The sequence below is a fragment of the Coleofasciculus sp. E1-EBD-02 genome (assembly GCF_040218245.1).
GTDB lineage: Bacteria > Cyanobacteriota > Cyanobacteriia > Cyanobacteriales > Coleofasciculaceae > Coleofasciculus.
Genome location: NZ_JAVJQN010000193.1, coordinates 32,656 through 54,516, shown reverse-complemented (window position 1 = coordinate 54,516; position 21,861 = coordinate 32,656). Strand labels below are relative to the sequence as shown.

The window sequence follows — 21,861 nt, the reverse complement described above, 5'->3', positions numbered from 1 at the left end:
TTAATGGGTAGGGGCGGGTTTAGGGATTTTCCGGTTGCGATGGATGATAGCGTTGATTCAAAACCCGCCCTGATTAATGGGTAGGGGCGGATTTAGGGATTTTCCTGTGGCGATGGATGATAGCATTTATTCAAAACCCGCCCTGATTAATGGGTAGGGGCGGGTTTCACGCTTATCGTTTCTTACACAACCTTGTTTGACGAAGGGAGGGTTTGGTGAAACGGTAAGGTAACCGTAAATGTCGTACCGACTCCCACCGTACTCTCAACCGTAATCTCACCACCATGTAAATCAACGGCTTGCTTAACAATACATAATCCTAATCCTGTACCCTTAATATTACCCACATTGGCAGCGCGTTCAAATTGCTGGAAGAGTCTGTTCAGGTACTCTGGAGGGATACCAATCCCTTCATCTTGCACCTGAAACGTAACTTGTTGGTTATTCCTCGTCACTATTAACCGAATATTACCCCCTTGGGGGGAATATTTAATCGCATTGGTGAGCAAATTGGTGAGTAAATACCGCAGTAAACTTTCATCAAAATAGGCAAGGGAAAACTCTCCCTGATAACTGAAATTAAGGCTATGTTGCTGACTGACAAGGGGAATTAACTGTTCGATCAGATTTTCACATAAAGCAATCACATCCAAAGACTCAGGTTGAAAGTCTAATTTTCCCGCTTCAGCTTGACTCAGGGTTAAAACATCTTCCAGTAGCTGATTCATATTCGTCACCGCATTTTGAATCCGCTTAAAATGCCGAGTTTTTCGCTCATCCTCCTGATCCGCTTTTAACTGAAGCAGTTCCGCTGACATCTGAATTGTAGTTAACGGGGCGCGTAAATCATGGGACGCCATGGACAGTATCCGTGATTTATTTTGATTAATCACCTGCTCATCTGCCAACAATTGTCGCATTTTTACCGCTTGTTTATGTTGACTCAATGCGATTTTGATTACCGCATGTAAGTCTCGCTCTTTAAAGGGTTTGATCACATAGCCATAGGAACCTGTGGCTTCCGCTCTTTGTAAGGTATCATCATCTGCATACGCCGTGGTATAGATAACCGGAATATCCAATTGCTGATGAATCATAGCCGCCGCTTCAATCCCATTCATTTCTCCTTTAATCACAATATCCATGAGAATTAAATCCGGTTTAATTTCAGCCGCTTTTTGAATCGCTGCTTCTCCGGAGGAAACAATGGCATCAACGCTATACCCCAGCTTTTTCAGTTTGCGGGATAAATTTTTAGCAATTAACAGTTCGTCTTCGACAATTAGAATATGAATATCGCTCATCTGCTTAGATCCTATTTTGATACTGAAGTTCGCTAAATTGAATCGAAAATGCTGTGCCGGGAGTGCGTTGGAGTTTAATCGTTCCTTCTAACTGTTCGATTAATGTACAAACGACTTGAAATCCCATAGATTCCGTATCCTGAAAATCCAACGCTTCGGGAAATCCGATGCCATTGTCGCTGATGACTAAGTGAATTTGCCCATCTGACTGTTGATGACAGTCGATAGACACAATTCCTTCTCGCTCATCGGGAAAGGCATGTTTGAGGCTATTCGAGACTAATTCATTAATAATTAAGCCACAAGGCGTAGCGGTTTCAATGTTGAGAAATATCGGCTCAACATTGATGTGCAACTGAATGCAATCCTCATTAACATTATAGGAATCAAAGAGATTATTTGCCAAGTCTTGGATATAGTCCTCCAGGTTAATTTGTCCAATGGTGGGCGAACGATATAATTTCTCATGAATCAGCGCCATGGAGTAAATTCGATTTTGGCTTTCTTCAAAGAGTTTGCCGATGTGAGGTTCAGTAATGGAGTCAGCTTGTAGTTCCAAGAGACTAGACACCACATTTAAATTATTTTTAACGCGGTGATGAATTTCTTTAAGTAAAACTTCCTTTTCTTTCAGTGACGCCTTAATCTGCTCCTCTGCCTTTTGCCGCTCGGTGATATCAATTCCTACCGTCACACAGACTTGACTTTGCTGATATTTCTGAGCCACGATTAAATAACTCTGGATCTTGCCATTCATCTCAAACCGCAGCGTTTGAGACGCCGTTTGACTTGAGCTAGCAAAAAATTGACACAGGAACTCAGCAAAATCACGATTATTTTCAACAAAGCCAACTTTTTGACCTAAGAAATGTTCCGGCGCTAAATTATAACACGAGGCTAAATGGTGATTGACTCCGAGGTAACTTAAATCGGAACTAATCCAAGAGACTAAGCCCGGTACAGCATCTAAAACAGCTTGGAGTTGAGCTTGAGAATTTTGCCACGCTTTTGCTGACAGTTCCCGTTCTTTTGCCAGGGCGATCGCAGCCGCTGCAGAACTCAACAATCCCTCTTCTAAGGGTTGCCATTGTCTGGCTTCGACACAATTATCAAAGCCAATAAATCCAAAGAATTCTCCATTGACAATTAACGGTAAGGCGAGGATCGATAAAATCCCTTGGGGCGCTAAAATAGACCGTTCCGATTCCGGAAAATCTGCCACAATCCCATTAATTATACCCCCTTGGGCTAAGACATCCATCCAACGCGGCACAAAATTATGATAACTGACATTTTGTAGCGCCGGATTATCCAGTTGGGGTTCAATTCCTGGGGCGCACCATTCCGCCCGTTGGCTACTCAAAACTTGCTCAGTTTTATCACAATGATTCTCAAACACATAAATTCGATTAGCATCGGCAATCGGGGCTAAAATAGTCAAAATTTGCTGATAAACATCACAATTAACGGGCGCGGCTAATAACTGACGCTGCACTTCAACCAACGCCGTCAAATAGCGATCGCGCTTGACTAATGATGCTTCAGTTTTCTTGCGTTCGGTAATATCGCGACAGACACAAATCAGTCCACCCCCCTCAATTAACGTCAGGGATAATTCTTCGGCAAATGTCGAACCATCACGGCGTTTAGACAAGGTTTCTCCTCGCCAATATCCATTCTCAATTAAGATGGGAAAAATATCGCGTTCAATGCGACTGATTTCATCAGGATAGTACAACTGATGCCAGGTTTTTCCCAATAAATCAGTCGTCATATCATAGCCAAATATTTCCAGATGCGCTTGATTTAGATAAATATATTCGCCCTTCTCATTTAGAATGCCAATTCCATCAATAGCGGCTTCAATTGCCATTAACTGCTGATTGAGAGTTTGTTCGGAGAGTTTGCGATCTGTAATATCAGTCAGCGTTCCCGATGTTCCTTTAATGCTCCCATCTCCGGCTAAAGTTAGTCGATAAAACACTTCCAGCCAGCGAATATCACCGTTTTTAGTCAAATAGCGGATTTCCTGGCGACAGTATTCCTGTTGACGATTAATTAGGGATTGAAATAGATCTAGATGAAGTTGTCGATCTGGCTGATGAATATAATCCCAACAAGAATTTCCTAGACTTTCCTCAATTGAAAACTCAGTAATTTCTGTCCAGGCTGGATTCATAAATGTCCAGTTTCCTTGAGCATCGGTTTGGAAAATAACCTCCTTGACACTATTAATCACTGACCGATACTGTTCTTGGCTCTGGCGCAACTCATCTTCCGCTTTTTGGCGGCGTTTATCATTGCGATAAGCTTCCATAATATTGGCACAAGTTGCCAAAAAAGGTTGCAGATACTCGACAAGGCTTTTATCATATCTTCCGGGTCGATTAGCAATGCCAACCATACCGACAAATTTGTTTTCAATATAAAACGGCAGTCCTAAAAATGCCATAATCGGAGGATAATTCTCTAGGAGTTTATCCCGACATGAATCAGTGATAGGATGGTTGATCATAACAGGTTTTCCTGTGACGATAACCGCATTAAATAGGGGGTGTAGGGTATCCAAATCCATCCCTGGAGCCGTTTTATCGTTCCCCGGACTAGGGATAATGACCTGAGATTTTAGATCAGGTCTACCCCGTATCTTCATGTAAGCTTCTTCGACAAATGGTTTGCCATTCTCTGTATAGAGAATCTCGCCAATGAAGCCATATTCACTATTGGTTAATCCCAAGATACTGTCCAAGAGTCCATCAAAAAGAATATGGGGATTTGCATCGGCAATAAATTGAGACTGCGCGGCGCTAATCGCTTGTAATAGCTGATTACTCTGTTGGAGATTGGCTTGAGCCTGTTGGCGTTGTATCGCTTGTTGATAGGCATCACTAATATCCCGTTGAATGACAACAATATAGGCACAGTGTTTCTGTTCATCCTGTACCAACGAACTCGATAAATTCATAATCGCTAACGTGCCATCCCGGCGAATTATTTCCACGTCTAAGCGATTACTCCCTGTTGCCAAAAGTGTGGGGAATTGTTCAGCAAAGCATTGTTTTGACTCTGGCGTAAAGAACTCATCCAAGGGATGACCGATCAATTCAATTTCGCTATACCCCAACTGTTCGACTGATGCGGGATTGGTTTGCCAAATAAACCCATCGAGATCAATAACATGAATACAATCAGGAGCGGCTTCAAACAGCGAGCGAAACCGGACTTCACTTTCCCATAACGCATCTTGAGCATATTTGCGATCTGTGATATCATGACGAATCGCTAGATATTGAAAGGGTTGACCTTGCTCATCTAAAAAGGGAATGATAGTCGTATCCACCCAGTAGTAACTATTATCCTTTGCCTTATTTTTGATTTCTCCTTGCCAAACGTCACCTTGGGCAATTGTTTGCCACATCTGCTTAAAGAATGAGGATGGATGATATCCGGAATTAATCAGACGATGGGTTTGACCAATCAATTCATCTGGAGAATATTGAGAAATTTCGCAGAATTTTTGGTTGGCATAGGTAATCATACCCTGAGCATCCGTAATTGCCACAATTGCCGAATAATCCAAAGCCAATTTGTGAAACTCTAACTCTTGGGTTCGCGCCTTAACTCGACGTTCGAGTTCCTGATTGAAACGTTGCAAGGCTTGATGCGCTCGTTTGCGTTCCAATTCAGCGGCGGCTCTAGCAGCAAAAATCTGGAGAATGGCTAAGGCTTGTCGGGGTTCAGGGATGAATTGTTCGTGTAAAACGCACAGATTGCCCATTGGATTTCCGTCACCATCTGTCAAGGCTACACCCATATAACTATCGGCGTCTAAGGTGACTAAATCCGCATCATCAGCAAACGTTTTTTGCACCTGAGATGGACACCAATAGGTTCCTTCCGCTAACACCCGTTGGCAAGGTGTATGGGTGATAGGGTAGGTTAAGTTTGGCTGTAATTGACCCTTTGACCAAAATGCTAACGTGTTAAAATAATCACCAACTTTTTCGCTAACCATAACATGAGAAACGCCTAAAGCTAGGGCGATGTGGCAGACTAATTCTCGGAAAAAGTCAGCACCTGTAACGTTAGCCGTTGCTGCAAAAATATTTTTTAGGGCGGCTTCGGCTGTTTTGCGACTATTAATATCGGTGAGTGTGCCAATATATCCCAGAGTCTCGCCATTGGCTCCAACGTCCGGGACAGCTTGACAAAATACCCACGTTACCTTATCGTCAGGTGTAAGAAAGCGATGCTCTGAGATAAAAACCTGCTGTTGCTCAACCGCATCATGCCAGTCACGAATCACGCGATCGCAGTCTTCCGGGTGTAAGGTTTTTGCCCATCCTTGTCCCAATATTTCTGCTATGGGAATTCCAGTAATTTCAGCACAGCGTTGATTCGCATACAAGCCAATTCCTTGAGCATTGGTACGAAAAATGCCCACGGGTGAGGCGTCAGCTAAGGTGGCATAACGATGCTCACTTTCCCGTAATTGTTGTTCGATCTGTTGACGTTGTGTTAGTTCCGTTTGCAGTTGCTGCGTGCGTTCTTTAATTTGCTTTTCGAGTTGAATCGTGCGATTTTCTAATAACTCAACCTTTTCCCGCTGTAGTTGGTGAACTTCTTGCTTTAAACCCTGAATTACCTGATACATTTCCATCGGATTAAGGGTTTGCAGCAGGCTGGTTTGAGTGACAATTCCTACCAATTTCCCTTGTCTATCTACCACCACCAATCGTTGTACTCGTCGCGACAACATCTGTTGATGAGCCTCCCATAACGAGTCTTCGGGATAGAGGCACAATAGGGGTGTACTCATCACAGTTTGGGCAGAAATGGCGGAAAACTCTAAACCCAACGCCTGAAACTGAACAATATCTCGTTCTGTAATAATTCCCACTGGAATTGGCGATGCACCCGCGTTTTTCTCCTCAACAATCACCACACAACTAACGCGATAATCTGACATTAGCAGCGCTACATCCAAAACAGAGGCGTTCGGTTTCGCCTGAATCACAGACGTTACCATTACATCCTCAACCCGACGCAATTGTAATAAGTCACTGGGTTGCAAATAAGCGCGAATACTATCCGGCGTCACCATACCCTGTAAATTCCCCCCATCATCGACAATGGGTAAGTGACGAATGCGATGTTGACGCAACAGGTTGAGTGCGGTAAAAATAGTCTGAAATTCCGATGCTTTCAAGGTAATCAAACGCCCTGTCATTACCTCAGCCACATTCACCCCAGTTAAATTCATCCCTTGAGCCACTAATCGGACAATATCCCGTTGCGTCAGTATCCCCACCAGTCGCGTTTCCTCCAACACCAGAACACAACTAGCGCGTCGTTCGTTGATTGGGTTAGCGTCTGGTGCTACATTGAAACACGGTAAGGAACAAGTGCTTCGGAGTTGACTCATCTGCGCGATCGCATCTATCACAGGTGTATCGGGTACAACAGTTAGGGGTTGAGTATCAATAGCCACTTGGAGTGATGACGCAATGGGACGATCTAACGCTTGCATGGGATTTGCTGGGATAATCGGTCACAGGATAGAAAGGGCATTCTGTTTCAGTTATTCCCAGGTGGACTCGCTCAAATTTCTATCTATAGGTTGAATATATAAAAAAACATAAATTAATAAGTTAAATTTATAAGATATCGTCTTGTTCCCCGTTCCCTTTACCCACCTGTATGTTCAACAATCCAATCCTCTAATTAGTCAGCAAAGGAGTTAAAATCATGGCACTCACAGCCTCAACCATGTTGCCTCTAGGCAACAAAGCCCCAGAATTCCATTTACCCGATGTGGTATCGGGCGAAACGATTTCCTTAGACACGTTTACGGGGAAACAGGGATTAGTGGTGATATTTCTCTGCCGTCATTGCCCATTTGTCAAGCATGTACAGGGTGAATTAGCTAAACTAGGTCGAGACTACCAGGATGCAGATCTGGGGATTGTGGCAATTAGCGCCAATGATGCCACGACTCACCCCGATGATGCGCCTGACAAGTTAAAGGAAATGGCACAAGAATTAGGATTGACGTTTCCCTTGTGTTATGACGAAAACCAGGAAACAGCGAAAGCTTATACAGCCGCCTGTACGCCAGACTTCTTTGTGTTCGATCGCGATCGCAAATTAGTATACCGGGGACAATTCGACGATAGCCGCCCAGGGAATGATCAACCTGTGACAGGTAAGGATCTACGATCCGCGATCGATGCGGTATTGGCGCAGTCTCCCGTCAGTGAAGAACAAAAGCCCAGTATTGGCTGCAATATCAAATGGAAGCCAGGGAATGAACCCGCGTACTATGGCGCTTAAGGATATTTAGCGGTTGAGAATCCGATAGGTTTTGTTATCCCCTTTCAGGTTGGGATTAGGGCGGGTTTTGCTGTTTAGTTTGAGGTAGGTTTCCTCATTTAATCCCTAAACCCGCCCCTACATCTTTGGCGTGCGATCGCGGTTGAGAATCCGATAGATTTTGTTATCCCCTTTCAGGTTGGGATTAAGGCAGGTTTCATTTGTAGGGGCGGGTTTAGGCACAAACTTAACCCACAAACCAATAACCTTTCTCCAAAACCCGCCCTGCCCCCTCTCACCACCCCGACATTTTTGGCGTGCGATCGCGGTTGAGAATCTGAAATTTAATGGGCAGTTTAAATCTGAACAGCTTATAATTACCTTTTACTTAATAGAGTAAAGATAAGATGAACCCGCTGGGCATTGAAGTCTTTCTTCTGAACGACTAGGCACTACCACTTTTTCAGGCGGTTTGGTAGAAGGTTTGTCTGTTCCACAAATAGCATTTATTGTGATATTTTGACCATTTTTTTTAATTTCAAATACCACCCCGGTGTAACTTTTAAGTCCAGATTCTTTAGCCTCAGCTGTAGCCATTACACCGGGTATTTGTTGGGGGGTGACAATCTGGTAGCGATAACTTTCTGTTTCTGGCGATATTCCCAGATTGAATCCCTCAATTGAGCGAGCAAAAGTACCTTTTTCAAGATAGCTCATTTGCTGCATTCGATTGATTGAACGAATATGTTTTTTGGCTTCATATTGTTTTGCTTTCGTTGCCTGATTCAGAAAAGAGGGTAATACAATCGCCGAAACTATACCTAAAATGATTAGACCCAAAAACAAGCAACCACAACCTGCAAATATCCATAGTATAAGAGGAAACTTATTTTTCTTGGCAGTTGCCGTTGATTCTGCTGTCCAATCGCCTTCTGGTGGTGTTTGTGCCATCGTAATAGTTCCCCCTGATTGAACCCGTGGGCAAGCTTAATCATGTCAGAGTATTCCCATCGACTCTATTTGTCAATACAACCCTACCTGAATTTTAACAGTTTGTTAGAGTAGACTCCGCGCCTTCAGTTGTAAATAGCGGTTAACCAACTGCTCACTAATCTGATTCGCTGGTGCATCTAGTACCAATACCCCTTTTTGCTTCAATTGGGCAAAAGCTACCTGACGCTGGGCAATTAAATCTAACGCAACCGCACGAGAGTATGTTGTTTCTAGATTAGACGTCCGAGTGTGAGCAATAGTATCAACTTGGGGATCACGTAATGTTACACAAAAGGGCAAATAACGCGGCGTGAGGCGTCCCATGGCTGATAAGAGTTCAGCAGAAGCCGTCACATCAACAATATCAGTAATCAAAACGACTAAAGCACGACGAGTTTGTTGATTCACTAATCGCGTCACCGCACCAAAATAATCCGGTTCTAATAATACAGGTTGAATTGGCGTCAAACGTTCTATTAATTTCGATAACTGATGCTGACCCCGTTCCGGTGGAATCCAACTGGTAACCTCTCGGTCAAACACACCAATTCCCACTCTATCGCCTCGATTTAATCCCGCCAAAGCCAGGGATAATGTCGCATTTAATCCCCAATCAAATCGCTTTAATCCCTGCACCTGTGCCGTCATTAACCGCCCTCGGTCGAGTAAAATAATTAAAGTCTGTTCTCGTTCGGGTTCTAATACCCGGATTAACGGACGTGAACGGCGGGCTGTGGCTTTCCAATCAATCAGTCGAGTATCATCGCCAACGCCATATTCCCGAAGTTCTGCAAACTCAGTTCCCGCACCCAGGCGTCGCGCTCGGCGCATGGTTCCTGTATTTTCTAAAGTGAGGCGAATCGAAAGTTCTCGCAATCCTAGTAAATCTGGATACACCGCCACCGTCTGACTGGCGGGGATAGTCCAATCCAGCCATGCTAATCCCCAGTGCCCCCGTTGTCGCACTTGAATATCTCCCCATTGATACTCGCCGCGACTTTTGGGGTGAACGGTGTAGCTAAAGTCCTGAGTGTGATTGGGTTCCAGCTTGGCTGAGAGAGTCGGTGTAGAGACATCAAACTGTAGTGGGTAATGATCACGCAGGCGAATCTGGGCAGATGACGATCGCGATCGCACCGATAGTACCACAGGATTATCCCGCCCGATGGATAATCGATGTAACGGATAGCGCGTCACCGTGACACGATGCGGTTTAGCCCGTTGTCCATCCCAAACCGCTACACTCAGGACAACCACATCAAATCCCAGAGTTCCCCAAATGCTGCTTGGCTGATTAAATACAACAGCCAGCAAAAGGGCGATTACCATACCCAGTAGCAGCAGCCAATAAAGACGTTGTGACGGAATAATCATATTAAATTTGTAGGGGCGGGTTTCACTATTATCGTTTCTTGCCTCACCCAGATGCAACTAAACCCGCCCTGACTATGGTTTGAATTTTGAATATTCATCGCAATACCCATTATCGCGGAACCGGAACCTGCTTCAATAACGACGCAATCACCCCATCAACCATCAACCCATCCAACTGCGCCTCTGGTTTCAAAATCAGACGATGACGCAACAACGGCGGCGCAACTGCTTTCACATCATCCGGTGTCACATAATTCCGCCCTGCTAACCAAGCATACGCCTTACTCGTTTGCAACCACGTCGCCGTCGCCCGAGGAGACGCCCCTAATGCTAAATCCGGATGGTTACGTGAACCTCCTACCAATGCTAATAAATAATCCAATATTTTCTCATCCACCTCAACCGCTTGCACCGCTTTACGCCCATTCAGAATATGTCCTACCGTTGCTACAGGTTTGAGACGTTCCAAATCAAAACGTTTAGCCCGAAATCCCTTTTGTACATTCAGCAACATCTGCTTTTCGGCGGCGGTATCTGGATAATCCACCACCAGTTTAAATAAAAAGCGGTCTAACTGGGCTTCAGGTAACGGATAAGTTCCCTCAAATTCTAGGGGATTTTGAGTCGCAATCACCCAGAATAAGTCCGGTAAAGGCAAACTTTCCCCATCTAACGTCACCTGTTGTTCTTCCATCGCTTCTAATAGCGCGGCTTGGGTTTTTGGGGGTGTACGGTTAATTTCATCCGCCAGCAAAATCTCGGTAAAAACGGGTCCTTGCTTGAGGGTAAAACTGCGGCTATTCAGGTCAAAAATATTGGTTCCGAGAATATCTGAGGGCAAAATATCAGGAGTAAGTTGAATTCGGCGAAAATCGGCTTGTATTAATTTTGCCAGCACTTTCACCAGTAAGGTTTTTCCGGTTCCCGGTACACCTTCGATAATGACATGACCTCCACTCAGTAGGGCGACAAGCAACTGTTGCACGACAGTCGATTGACCCAAAACAACTTTGCCCAGGGTTTGGCTGATGCGATTAAAGATGGTGTTGTCATTGGTCATTTGTCATTGGTCATTCGTCATTTGTCATTCGTCATGTCGTCATTTGCCATTCTATACCGTAGTGGCTTGACACAGCTAAAATTGTGGAATAGATTTGACCATTGAATCGGGCGCAAGTCTTTGCGCCCCTACAGTTTCCGGGCGTAATTCTAATTCATCAAATAAGGTGTGCCACGCCAGTAGGGTGGGCATTGTCCACCAGCCTTAAGTCAGTATTATTCTAGTTAAGTTCGTGATTTTAGGCGCAGCGTTATCGGTAAAACTCGCTCCTACTTGCCTCAAAACTTTTTTATAGTTCCGACCATTTTCTCAACCAGTTTAGCAAGTCAGATTCACTCAAGCGGCGTTTGTTAGAGACTTGCAACAGTTGTTCTAAGTCTTTGGCGGGACGCCCCGTTTGCCTTGCCCAAGCCGCTACTAGGGATTGATGGTTGAGGGGAGTCTCTCCTAATCCTAAGTCTTTCTGGAGTTGTCGCTGTTCTGCTTTGCCAACCCTATCTACGATAAAGTCATGACTCCCCGCTTTGAGTAAGACAGCCGCTAGCGCCCGAATGTATGCTTCACTATTATCCACCACAGGGGCGGATAGGGTGACGGGTTGTCCCAAACGACGATTAGCCGCCCAAATCGCCACGAGTAGGATAACAATGCCTTGGATTAGCAGAGGAAATAGGGGGGTTTTGATTAAATAACTGATCACATTTTCGCCAACTTCGCGTTCAATTGCTTCTTTATCTTTATAACCATGGATGTATTCATCGACCCATAGTTGATTGGCGTTAGCAGATGGGTTAATTAGTTTATCGTCTATAGTTTCCTGGGTCACCAGTTTAGCTAAGAGTTCATAATTGGCTGGAAAATCTTGATATGCATTGGCAGCGAAATGGGGAGTGGTAACGAAAACAACCTGTCCTTTTCCTCGTTGCTGTTGCCATATAATCGCGCCAAAGTTATCACTAAGAATGGCATCGTTGCTGGACTTATGTCGCCGCCTAGTGTCAATTTTAACGTTGCCAACTGGACTATCTTGTAGGGTACTAAATGCCGCTTCGGTTACGGGTTGGTGGACACCAACGATAACTAGGGTATTCCCTTTTTTAACCCAGTTGTCCTCGGTACTCCCTAATTGATGCGGTACTAAACGGCTGTGAACGCGCAACAAGGTGACATCTTGGCGATCGCCGAATTCACTCAATGGCTTTTGCCAGCGCTGGATGGGAGTTCCCCGTTCTGCCATAAATGTATACCAAGCCCCGTAGCCATCGGGGGCGCGGCTATAGGTTGAACCACTATTGAGTTGATTGTTGGCTGGCGCAGCGACTAGAGTAATCAGGATCAGAACCGCGATCGCGATCGCACTCAATACCCCTAACCGTCGTTTAGAAACTCTCATCACCCTTGATTAATTTGTTGATAGGCTTGCTGACACTCCTCAAACAGCGATCGCGAGGCTGGAGTCTGACTGAAACAAAGCTGTTGATGGGTGATCAGCAAACGTTGATAGGCGCTAGACTGAGGGAACTGTTGGACTAACTTGAGATATTCCCCATCCGTGCGACTGGGTTGTTGGGGAACATGTCCACTATCATGCAACTGTTGTAACATAGCTCGATACAGGCACAAGCAGGCGTCACGATAGTTACCTTGAGTTTGGGCGTTGTGCGATCGCGCCAACCAATCAGCAACGGATAAGGTTCTATCTGGCGTGGTTGTAAGTTTCTCAGATTGCTGATGCAGTTGGTTTCTCCACGAATAAACATAAGGAGAAAACCGTCGCATGAGTTGTAGAGCAATCCAGCATACCAGGAAAGCAATCAGTACCCAAAAGATTACCCTAGCAATAAAGAACAGAACTGGCGAACTTAACCAAGCGGGTAAAGACCAACCGGAACCCCCTGGAAAATCTGGTGAAAATCGGGACAATTGGAGTTCCCACCATTCCCCCACTTGTTTTTGCCACTGCTGAAACTGCCAAGCCCAATTACTTTTCTCGTAAGATCCGGTAGACATGGTTGGTGACATCCTGCCCAGGCTAACTCTGTGAGTATAACGCGGACTTCCCCATCTCAAGCAGATCCCTAACCAAACAAAAGTGGATAAAAGGGAAAACTCTCACACCTTAACTAGAGGTGAGAGTCATCATTTGACGCTAATTTTTTATCCCGAAGCGTAGTTGTTTGTCTGAAATCATATTCACCGAAACCGTCATTATTTCCTTCTACCTTGCAACACTTATCTTTCCCTTATACCCTGTAACCTGCTGCCATCTGCCTTGTCTCCATCCAAGTGTCAGTATTCAACCAGAGAGGATCGGACGTATAGCTAAAAAAAGGGGGGGTATGGACTATTAAATTACCGCCTGAGGGTGTTGAGACCAAGACTGAATCACCTTGAGTGATGTTGAATGGCGCGGTTGGGTTGCATGTCCCTGAGACTGAGCCGCTTTTTGAGCCGCCTGTAGTTCGGCTTGCATGACAATCATCTGAGACATGATGTTTTGTAGTTGAACCTGAAGTTGCTCAACCTCAGATGAACCAACTGCTACCCCAGTTGATGCAGAGGGAACCGATGTTTTGGGTTGATAACCCAGGAAGCTTTGAGCCGAGGCAAATTTCGCTGACGCTGTTTGGCTGCTAACGGGATGAGCGGTAACAGGTTGAGTATAGAAGGGTTGTGTGGTGATGGTGAACGGAACACTCATTGGCTGTTCCTCAGATTTCACCACAGTAGGTGTTAGTGCAGGCTGGGGTTCAACCGTTTCTTCGACTAGAGGTTGAGCTTCATTTTCAGAAGGTGGAATGATTTCCGGTTCTGCTTTAACAGTTTCTTCAACCAGGGGTTGATCTTCGTTCTCAGAAAGCAGACCTGATTCTTGTTCGCCTTCTTTCTCTAAAAAATTATTGAGTCCAGCCGCTGCGAGTCGAGATTTAGAAAGTTTGAGTTCTTCTAAAAGTTGTTCCTTTTCTTGAAGATTTCGCTCTAAATCCGAAAGCTGTTCTTCGGCTTGGGCAGATTTTTTAGACGATTGTCGCCACCCGGTTACAGCGATTGTCGCGATTCCCGTCCCTATACCTAAAACACTTGCCAACCCTAGGTAAGGAGTAGCAACATCCCGGAGTTTTCCATGATGTACAGGCTCTTCTTGCAGTTGGATCGTGACCTCTTGATCTCCGAAGAACGCTAGAGGTAAGGTCAAAGCTGAGAAGACGGCGGTTGAAAGAATTATCGGCGTAAAGAGAAATTTTTTTAAAGGAGAGCCAGTCATGATTAATAAGTCCTAGTGACAATTTCCAGTATCAGTTGTGCGAAACAAGGCGTCTTTCTCAAATTTCACCAAATTGCAAATTGCCGATGCTGATTAAGCCAGTTGGCAGGAGAGATTGCTTGGGTGTGAATCGACTTGCCTTAGCTTATTTACCAGATTAGCCAATCGTCTATCAAGTCCAGATAAAGTCCAAAAAAAACTCAGTGAAGTTCTGATGAACTTTTATTAACTTGTCATTGGTCATTGGTCATTGGTCATTGGTCATTGGTCATTGGTCATTGGTCATTGGTCAAGTCGGGGCGGGTTTAGTTACATCTGGGTGTAACCGAAAAGATAGTTGTGAAACCCGCCCCTACAACTTTCAAAACTCTTCCCCATCTCCCCCATCTCCCCTATCTCCCCCATCTTCCCCATCTTCCCCATCTCTTTGGCTAAACGCCGATATCTTCATTCCAGAGTTTGGGATGCTGTTGAATAAAGTCGCTCATCATCTGCTGGCACTCCTCTAGATTCAAATCCACAACCTCGACGCCATGGGATTCCATAAATTCCCTAGCACCCGCAAAGGTTTGAGACTCGCCAGCAATCACTTTTTTAATCCCAAATTGCACCACAGCCCCGGCGCAGAGGTAACAGGGCATTAATGTAGAGTACAGGATTGTGTCATTGTAGTTGCCGATTCTGCCCGCATGACGCAGGCAATCAATCTCGGCGTGGGTCACAGGATCATTATCTTGAACCCGCTTATTATATCCTTGACCAATAATCTGACCCTCTTTGACTAACACCGAACCAATGGGAATTCCCCCTTCCCGGAGTCCCTGTTTGGCTTGAGCGATCGCGGCTGCCATAAACTCATTCATGTCTTGCTATCCTAGAATTCCCTAAATTTCTCTAGATTAGTACGTTTCCAGAATTTTCTCCGGATCGGATTATCGGAATTGGGGAGATGCAGACAGATGTTCTGAACCACTATTGCCGATTTCACAAACGGAACAAAAGGGTGGTAGGGATGTCAACCCCTAGTGCATCGGTTCAGTCATCGGTCATCATCAGAGTTAAGTGGAATGGCACTGACTTTAGAGTTTGTAGTAAGCGCTGTCTTCGCTTCTGGCACGCTTCGTGCCTACTACGAACCCAGTTTAAGTCAGCGACATTCGAGTTAAGTGAACTAACATCTCATCACCAATTGGGAGTCAACAATGAAATACGGAATTGATATCGGACATAACTGCCCTCCAGATACTGGTGCTAGCAATATCAGAAAAGAAGATGATATGACTAAGGCGGTGGGGACGAGAGTGATCTCGAAACTTAAATCCCTGGGTCATCAAGTCGTAGACTGTACACCTAGTCGTGCTTGGAGTGTGAGCAACTCCCTACAACAACGGTGCAATACAGCGAATAACAATCGTGTCGATCAATTTATATCCATCCATTTTAATGCCTTTAACGGCAAAGCTAAAGGCGCAGAAGTCTTTGCCATCAGCAATACAGGGAAGGATATGGCTAAGCCTGTATTAGATAATATTGTTGACTTAGGGTACTTCAATCGCGGGATTAAAGATGGTTCCCATTTGTACGTTCTCCGGAATACCGCAATGCCAGCGATTCTAGTTGAGTGCTGTTTCTGCGATAATCAAGAGGACATGGATCGCTACGATGCCGAAGCCGTGGCAAATGCAATTGTCAAAGGATTAACTGGACAAACCGCATCACCGACGATTCCTCTTTCCCAAAATCCAATTGTTGACCTTCAAAAAGCCTTAAATCGACTCAAAATCAGAAGTCCCAAAGGTACACCATTAAAAGAAGATGGTTCCAACGAAGCGGATACTACAGCAGCACTCAAAACCTTTCAGGCGATCGTTGGGGTTACACCCACAGGTACTGCTGATGCTAAAACCTGGCAGATCATTACTCAAATCTTAGCCATGCCAGTGTTGCGAGAAAACCATGCCACAGGATCTGTGGTCAAATATGTACAACGTCGTGTCGGGGCTACACCAGATGGAGTATATGGTCCAGCGACAGCCGCCGCCGTTAAACGATTCCAACAACAACAAGGGATCACGGCTGATGGTATTATTGGTGCCCAAAGTTGGAGCAAAATACTGGCGGATTGAGTGTTGAATTTTGAATTTTGAATTTTGAATTGTTAAGGGAAGTAGGGGCGGGTTTCACTATTATCATTTTTTTCCCGCCCTGATGTGACTAAACCCGCCCATTACTAATATTGAACAAATGACAAATGACAAATGACAAATGACGAATGACAAATGACGAATGACAAATGACGAATGACGAATGACGAATGACCTTAATGTAAATCAGCTTCCCACACCCCAATATAAATGCGATCGCGTTCATTGCGTTCAATCACCCCTTTTAAGGGAGAACCATTGTTGCTGGTGAAACGATAACGAGTGGATTGACGCTGATAAACCTGAGTTAATCCCTGGCGAATCTCTGGTGAGAGATTGCGACTCAGCATTTTATCTAAGGTATCTGCCATCGTTTCTAATCCCACAGATTGGGCAAAAGCCACCTCAGTTTGGCGCAAACGCTTGGTATCGCGATCAAACAGATAACCGAGACTGACGCGATCGCGAATAAAATCTTCATAGAGTAACGCCTGGGTATTATGCCACAACCCTTTGGAAAGCTGGGTTGGCGTGCCTAAGGTGGCTTCGACAACTTTTCGAGAGGTTCCTGGTGTAAATCCAGGGATTTTATTGGATAGAGGTGGTTTGGGCGTCTGGTTTTCGGGTGCAGGTGAGGGTGAAGGTGTGGGGGTTGGGGAAGCGACAGGAGACGGGGGAGGAGAGGGGGAGGATAACACTGACGGTTCAGAGGCAAAGGGTGCGGGGGGATCAGGAGACGGCAGGAGTTCTGGGGATTCTTGGATACGGAATGTGGGATCAGTTGGGTATAGGGATGTTGGAGATTCCGGGTTCACCAGTTTAGGCGGCGGAGTTGGCGGAGGTGAAGAGGTTGGGGGCGGTGTAGGTGAGGGCAGAGGGGTGTTTCCAGAGGAGGCGGATACTGACTCTGAGGGTGACGGTATGCGATTGGAGGGTTCTAATACACGGTTTAAACCCCAGCCAATCGCCACAGCACTTAGGAGTAAGCCGCCAGCAATTAAACCGCCGAAGCGCCGAGAGGGTTGTTCCTCGTCTGCTTGTAGAGGTTTTCTGCGGATGGGAACAGTTGGCGGAACGACTGGCTTACGGGTAGAAGGGACAGATTCGCTAGAACTAGAAAGGGATAATGTGGGTGTCGCGATCGTTGTTGGATGGGCGTTTAAGGCGTCCAGCATTTCCTTAGCATCCGCAAAGCGATCGCGCGGGTGAAAGCGAATCGCCTGATCAATCACCGTAGCTAAATGGGAGTGACAATTGGGCGCATCCCGACGCCATAAAATTTCGCCCGTGCGGGTATCGGTTTCTAGGGTTTGCGGTAATTTACCCGTGAGCAAAAATACCGCAATTAAGCCCAAACTATACAGATCACTAGCATAGCGAGGACGTCCTGCCGCTTGTTCGGCTGCCATAAACCCCGGTGTGCCAATGACTATCGATGGGGTGGTATTGGCTTGGGAATGAACAACCGTTTTAATCGCTTCTTTCACGGCACCAAAGTCAATCAGCACAGGTAATCCGTCTCGCCGCCTGACAATCACATTATCCGGTTTAAGATCCCGGTGAACAATGTGACAACTGTGGACGTAATCCAGTACAGGCAACAGACTCAACAAAATTGCCTTGACTTGACCATCATTCAGCCGACCTTCCCGGTCTACAATTTGAGTCAGGGTATCCCCTTCAATCCATTCCTGAACCAAGTAAAATTGTCCAGACTCGGAAAAATAAGCAAATAATCGGGGAATTTGGTGATTACTTTCACCTAACTCTTCTAAAACCGCCGCTTCCCGCTGAAATCGCTCTTTTACTTGCTGATAGGTTTGGGGATCATGAGTCATGGGTTTAAGCTGCTTAATCACACACTTACGTCCCGACGGCATGTAAGTATCTTCAGCGAGAAAGGTATTCCCAAACCCACCTGCCCCCAGCGTCTGGAGGATGCGATAGCGATTATTGAGCAGCGTTGGCGTCATGAGCGATTTAGGCAAGCTGTTTATGAATGATGAATATGAATTATGATATCTTAAGCAACTCTGAGAAACCGAATATGTATTCCTAAAAATCGGGTTTCTCGTGAGGATGACAACGTTATATCAACCTTTCACTCAAAAAAACCCGGTTTCTTGACCGCTGTCTTGTTTCTGAGAGGTTAAGTAGGTGGACACAATTAAAGTTAGCGGTGGAGATTAGGGAACAGGGAACAGGGAACAGGGAACAGGGAACAGTAAGGGTTTGAGGCTTGTTTACATAACTTAATCTAGTTAAGTTTATTTCCACCAACCTACTTACTAGATTTTAGGTACACAACCAGGGGGTAATGGTTGGGCATCAGGCAATAAGCGATAACATCTAGAGTCTGGGGAATTAGGAATCGACGGATTTGGCGCAAAAAATAGAGGTAATTTTCGCGTTCAAAGAAAATATTGTGGCGATTATTTCCCCGATTGTAAAGATGGTAATAACATCCCAACTTGAATGGGGTTTTTCGATAAGGTATAGTCTATACAATAACTTGAGAAACCGGGTTCCTGAAGCCATACCCAAAATTGATAGGAAATGTCTAACAAAGAAACCCGGTTTCTGGGCGAGTCATTATTTTAAATCCAGTAATCCCTGCTCTTTTAACTTAGGATTAAAACGAATCTCAGCTTGCACACCACGGGCATTTAATTGTTCGACTATTTCCGCTTCAACGCGCCGTGCTATTTTCTTTAACAGCTTAATTTGACCTAATTCTTCACTCTTGTTATAGGTGGCTTTATCCTCATCTGTCATCGCCTTTTTCGCATCAATCGGCTGATTCCAAATCGCTTCATCTTGACCATTCCCTGGCGGAATGTCTCCATTTTCTTCAATCCAAGCCTTGCGGATTGTTTCCAAGCGAGTGCGATTGGGGCGCTCAATGGTTTCCGCTTTCAACCAATAGCAAGATTGAGGCTGACGGACTAGGTGTTGTTTTAAGCTGACATAAATATCACGAGAATAGTTAACCAGTTGCAGAGTTTTATCCTGGTCAAAAATGGCATAGACACCGATTTTACCGGATAAGGATTCCGGGAGATTACCCTCCTCGTCCAGATAAGGGATATACTCTAGGTCAGAGAGAGCGGGAATTGGCGTTTCAGAACTCATCAGCAATCCTTAGGCTATTTTTCTATAAATCGCGCAGAGGCGGCTGGGGTTGAAGATTTTGGCTTTGAACATGAAGTTGGGCGGGACGTTTATAATTGCATAATCGTCCGATTCGTGATACTGTTCAAACTGCCGTGGCATCCCCTTGGGAGTCCCTTCGCTGTAGGGGACAGGTTGAAACAGTAACTCGGTGAATTCCAAGTCTTGACAGTGCAGTTGTCCCGCGACTTGCTGGCGGAATGATTCACCGTTCAACAAGCTAAATAAATGGGTCTGGGCGTCTGGTTCAAGGACAAAGCTGCCATCAAAATTGTTAACAATTTTTAATTGAGCCATGGTGGGGCAGAATCGTGAGCAAGTTTACGACTGGGATGATTATACCCCACATCTTGCATCATTCTCAGTCAGTCAATTTTAGGAGGGCGACCCGACAATAGTTAGGGGTCGGTTCTCTTAATTGAGTAAGTGGGTCGCCCCTACAGATCTATGACCGACAAATCAGCTTTTGGCGACGGTGACAGAGGATGTTAATGATGATCCCGTACCTGCAATGTTCGCAATCGATTTAAGGCGGCGGCTAACTCAAATCGCCGGAATAATACTAAGTCTCCTTCTGGCAAATTTCCCAGCAAATCTAATCCCTGAGATTCAAGATCTGCCATCATCCGATTTAGCACTTCGGCAACTGTATGTCGCCCATTAATATAGTGCCGTTTGGCATAAACAATCGCTTCAGCAATTGCCCGTAATTGCCCTTTCTCCACAATCTGTTCAACGGCGGCTAAATCAATTTCCTCTTTGCCAAAGACAACTTCATCCACATCGCGCACCTTCAGCTTAACGTCTCGTGAACCGCGACTGGGGTCAATGCTTTCGGGTAACGGAATACGCGGCGCAATCTCGCCAAACTCTTTTCCGCCTTCGGGAATCCGTTCCGTTTGATACTGTTTCGCGATCGCGCGGGCTTTTTCGGTAACATCGTAGGGTTGGAAGTTATCCATGGCGATGACGGTATCGGCGACATCAAAGTAATCGCCACTACCCCCCATGACTACAATCGTGGATACCCCATAATCGGTGTAGAGTTGGCGTATCTTATCGATAAACGGCGTAATCGGTTCCTTGTCTTTGGCAATCAACTGTTGCATCCGATGATCACGAATCATAAAGTTTGTCGCCGCCGTATCCTCATCCACGAGTAATAATTGGGTATTGGCTTCTAACGCTTCAATAATATTCGCCGCCTGGGAGGTACTCCCACTCGCATTGGCGGTGGAAAATTGACGAGTAGACCGACCTTGAGGTAGTTGGTTAATAAACGGCGAAATATCGACACTGGCAATACTACGCCCATCTTCTGCCCGAATCTTTACGGCTGAGGCTTGAGTCACCACCAATTCCCGTCCATCTTCGGGAATGTGATTATAGACCCCCACCTCGAGCGATCGCAAGACGGTAGACTTACCATGATAACCACCGCCGACAATCAGGGTAATTCCTGCTGGAATCCCCATCCCGGTTACCTCTCCCCGATTGGGACAATTAAACGTTTCTCGCAAGGTTTCTGGGGATTGGAAGGGTAAGGCATTTTTGTCTAATGGGCGATCATCCACGCCACTGCGTCGGGGTAGAATGGCATCATCAGCAATAAATGCCACTAAATTCCGTTCGGCTAACTGTTGACGCATCCAGTCTGCATCTTCAATGGTTTCAATGTGCTGTTTAATCTCTACGGCATCTAGAGAGTCGTACTTCAGCGCTTGATCAACAATCTCCGGAATATCCTCACACAACATTTCCGCCGCCTGACGCCCAGAGATACGTCGTCCCCGTGCAGGTAATCCGACGACAAAGCGCACTTCGACGAGTTCATCATTGATAAATGCAGCCGTGCGCTCAATTACCGATTGTCCCACAGACATAATCGCAATCCGCCCACTATTCCCGGTTCCCCGGTGGGAACTGAATTCTCGCGCCACTAAATCAAACTGGCGTGTTAGGTAATCCCGTAAGGCGATTTCTCGACTACGACTTTGGTAAAGGGTTTTGGGAAAATCCGCCACCGCTTGGGACAGTTGCACCCGAACATGACTGGGACTGGCAAAGGGATCACCTTGGACGCGATCGACAATTAAGGTGAAATCCGAAAAGTTATAGCGTCCCTTAATATCCTTGTAGGCTTTGTAGCTCTTGTTGTCAAGTTGGAGTAGGAGTTGGCGTAGTTTCTCGCGATTGCTCATAACCGTAGTAAGAAATTGGGTAATGGTTGTTTTCACA

Annotated in this window: 15 protein-coding genes and 1 pseudogene; 2 read left to right on the top strand and 14 right to left on the bottom strand. The window is 45.5% G+C overall.

Annotated features, from left to right (window positions below):
* Window positions 1-182: 182 nt before the first annotated feature.
* Both RIC07_RS30080 and RIC07_RS30075 read right to left on the bottom strand, forming a co-directional pair.
* Window positions 183-1,304 carry a hybrid sensor histidine kinase/response regulator gene (locus RIC07_RS30080; protein ID WP_446397714.1) on the bottom strand — a complete coding sequence of 374 codons (1,122 nt, stop codon included), beginning with the start codon at window positions 1,302-1,304 and terminating at the stop codon, window positions 183-185.
* Between the two features lie 4 nt (window positions 1,305-1,308).
* Window positions 1,309-6,834, bottom strand: a complete 5,526-nt coding sequence (locus RIC07_RS30075; RefSeq protein ID WP_446397713.1) for a PAS domain S-box protein — start codon at window positions 6,832-6,834, stop codon at window positions 1,309-1,311.
* A gap of 218 nt (window positions 6,835-7,052) precedes the next feature.
* Here RIC07_RS30075 and RIC07_RS30070 point away from each other — a divergent pair, with 218 nt between their 5' ends.
* Complete coding sequence (locus RIC07_RS30070; protein WP_446397712.1) at window positions 7,053-7,637, top strand: thioredoxin family protein; 585 nt, start codon at window positions 7,053-7,055, stop codon at window positions 7,635-7,637.
* A gap of 363 nt (window positions 7,638-8,000) precedes the next feature.
* Here RIC07_RS30070 and RIC07_RS30065 read toward each other — a convergent pair whose 3' ends face one another.
* The 7 genes from RIC07_RS30065 to RIC07_RS30035 all read right to left on the bottom strand — a co-directional run bounded on the left by RIC07_RS30065 (window position 8,001) and on the right by RIC07_RS30035 (window position 15,171).
* Window positions 8,001-8,567: a type IV pilin-like G/H family protein gene (locus tag RIC07_RS30065; protein ID WP_446397711.1), complete on the bottom strand. Its 567-nt coding sequence runs from the start codon at window positions 8,565-8,567 to the stop codon at window positions 8,001-8,003.
* A 105-nt stretch (window positions 8,568-8,672) separates the two neighbouring features.
* Window positions 8,673-9,980, bottom strand: a complete 1,308-nt coding sequence (locus tag RIC07_RS30060; protein WP_446397753.1) for a DUF58 domain-containing protein — start codon at window positions 9,978-9,980, stop codon at window positions 8,673-8,675.
* 112 nt (window positions 9,981-10,092) lie between these two features.
* Window positions 10,093-11,043: an AAA family ATPase gene (locus RIC07_RS30055; protein WP_446379506.1), complete on the bottom strand. Its 951-nt coding sequence runs from the start codon at window positions 11,041-11,043 to the stop codon at window positions 10,093-10,095.
* A gap of 289 nt (window positions 11,044-11,332) precedes the next feature.
* Window positions 11,333-12,436 carry a DUF4350 domain-containing protein gene (locus tag RIC07_RS30050; protein ID WP_446397710.1) on the bottom strand — a complete coding sequence of 368 codons (1,104 nt, stop codon included), beginning with the start codon at window positions 12,434-12,436 and terminating at the stop codon, window positions 11,333-11,335.
* Complete coding sequence (locus RIC07_RS30045) at window positions 12,436-13,053, bottom strand: DUF4129 domain-containing protein (RefSeq protein ID WP_446397709.1); 618 nt, start codon at window positions 13,051-13,053, stop codon at window positions 12,436-12,438. Before RIC07_RS30045 ends, RIC07_RS30050 begins: the two co-directional genes overlap by 1 nt.
* A 337-nt stretch (window positions 13,054-13,390) precedes the next feature.
* On the bottom strand, window positions 13,391-14,308 hold the full coding sequence (locus tag RIC07_RS30040) for a hypothetical protein (RefSeq protein ID WP_446397708.1): 918 nt from the start codon (window positions 14,306-14,308) through the stop codon (window positions 13,391-13,393).
* A 431-nt stretch (window positions 14,309-14,739) separates the two neighbouring features.
* Window positions 14,740-15,171 (bottom strand): nucleoside deaminase, encoded by a 432-nt coding sequence (locus RIC07_RS30035; RefSeq protein WP_446397707.1) that lies wholly within the window; start codon window positions 15,169-15,171, stop codon window positions 14,740-14,742.
* A 339-nt stretch (window positions 15,172-15,510) separates the two neighbouring features.
* On the opposite strand from RIC07_RS30035, the gene RIC07_RS30030 reads away from it, so the two are divergent.
* Window positions 15,511-16,434: an N-acetylmuramoyl-L-alanine amidase gene (locus tag RIC07_RS30030; protein ID WP_446397706.1), complete on the top strand. Its 924-nt coding sequence runs from the start codon at window positions 15,511-15,513 to the stop codon at window positions 16,432-16,434.
* A 194-nt stretch (window positions 16,435-16,628) separates the two neighbouring features.
* On the opposite strand, the gene RIC07_RS30025 is transcribed toward RIC07_RS30030, so the two are convergent.
* From RIC07_RS30025 to RIC07_RS30005, 5 genes and pseudogenes are all read right to left on the bottom strand, one after another.
* Complete coding sequence (locus RIC07_RS30025; protein WP_446397705.1) at window positions 16,629-18,425, bottom strand: protein kinase domain-containing protein; 1,797 nt, start codon at window positions 18,423-18,425, stop codon at window positions 16,629-16,631.
* Window positions 18,426-18,745: 320 nt separating this feature from the next.
* Window positions 18,746-18,949, bottom strand: a pseudogene (locus tag RIC07_RS30020) (transposase); the annotation flags it as partial.
* 95 nt (window positions 18,950-19,044) lie between these two features.
* On the bottom strand, window positions 19,045-19,584 hold the full coding sequence (locus RIC07_RS30015) for a GIY-YIG nuclease family protein (protein WP_446379522.1): 540 nt from the start codon (window positions 19,582-19,584) through the stop codon (window positions 19,045-19,047).
* Between the two features lie 9 nt (window positions 19,585-19,593).
* The gene (locus RIC07_RS30010; protein WP_446379524.1) at window positions 19,594-19,920 is read right to left on the bottom strand and encodes a hypothetical protein; all 327 of its coding nucleotides are present in this window, start codon (window positions 19,918-19,920) and stop codon (window positions 19,594-19,596) included.
* A gap of 191 nt (window positions 19,921-20,111) precedes the next feature.
* Window positions 20,112-21,824 (bottom strand): ABC-ATPase domain-containing protein, encoded by a 1,713-nt coding sequence (locus RIC07_RS30005; protein WP_446397752.1) that lies wholly within the window; start codon window positions 21,822-21,824, stop codon window positions 20,112-20,114.
* Between the last annotated feature and the right edge of the window lie 37 nt (window positions 21,825-21,861).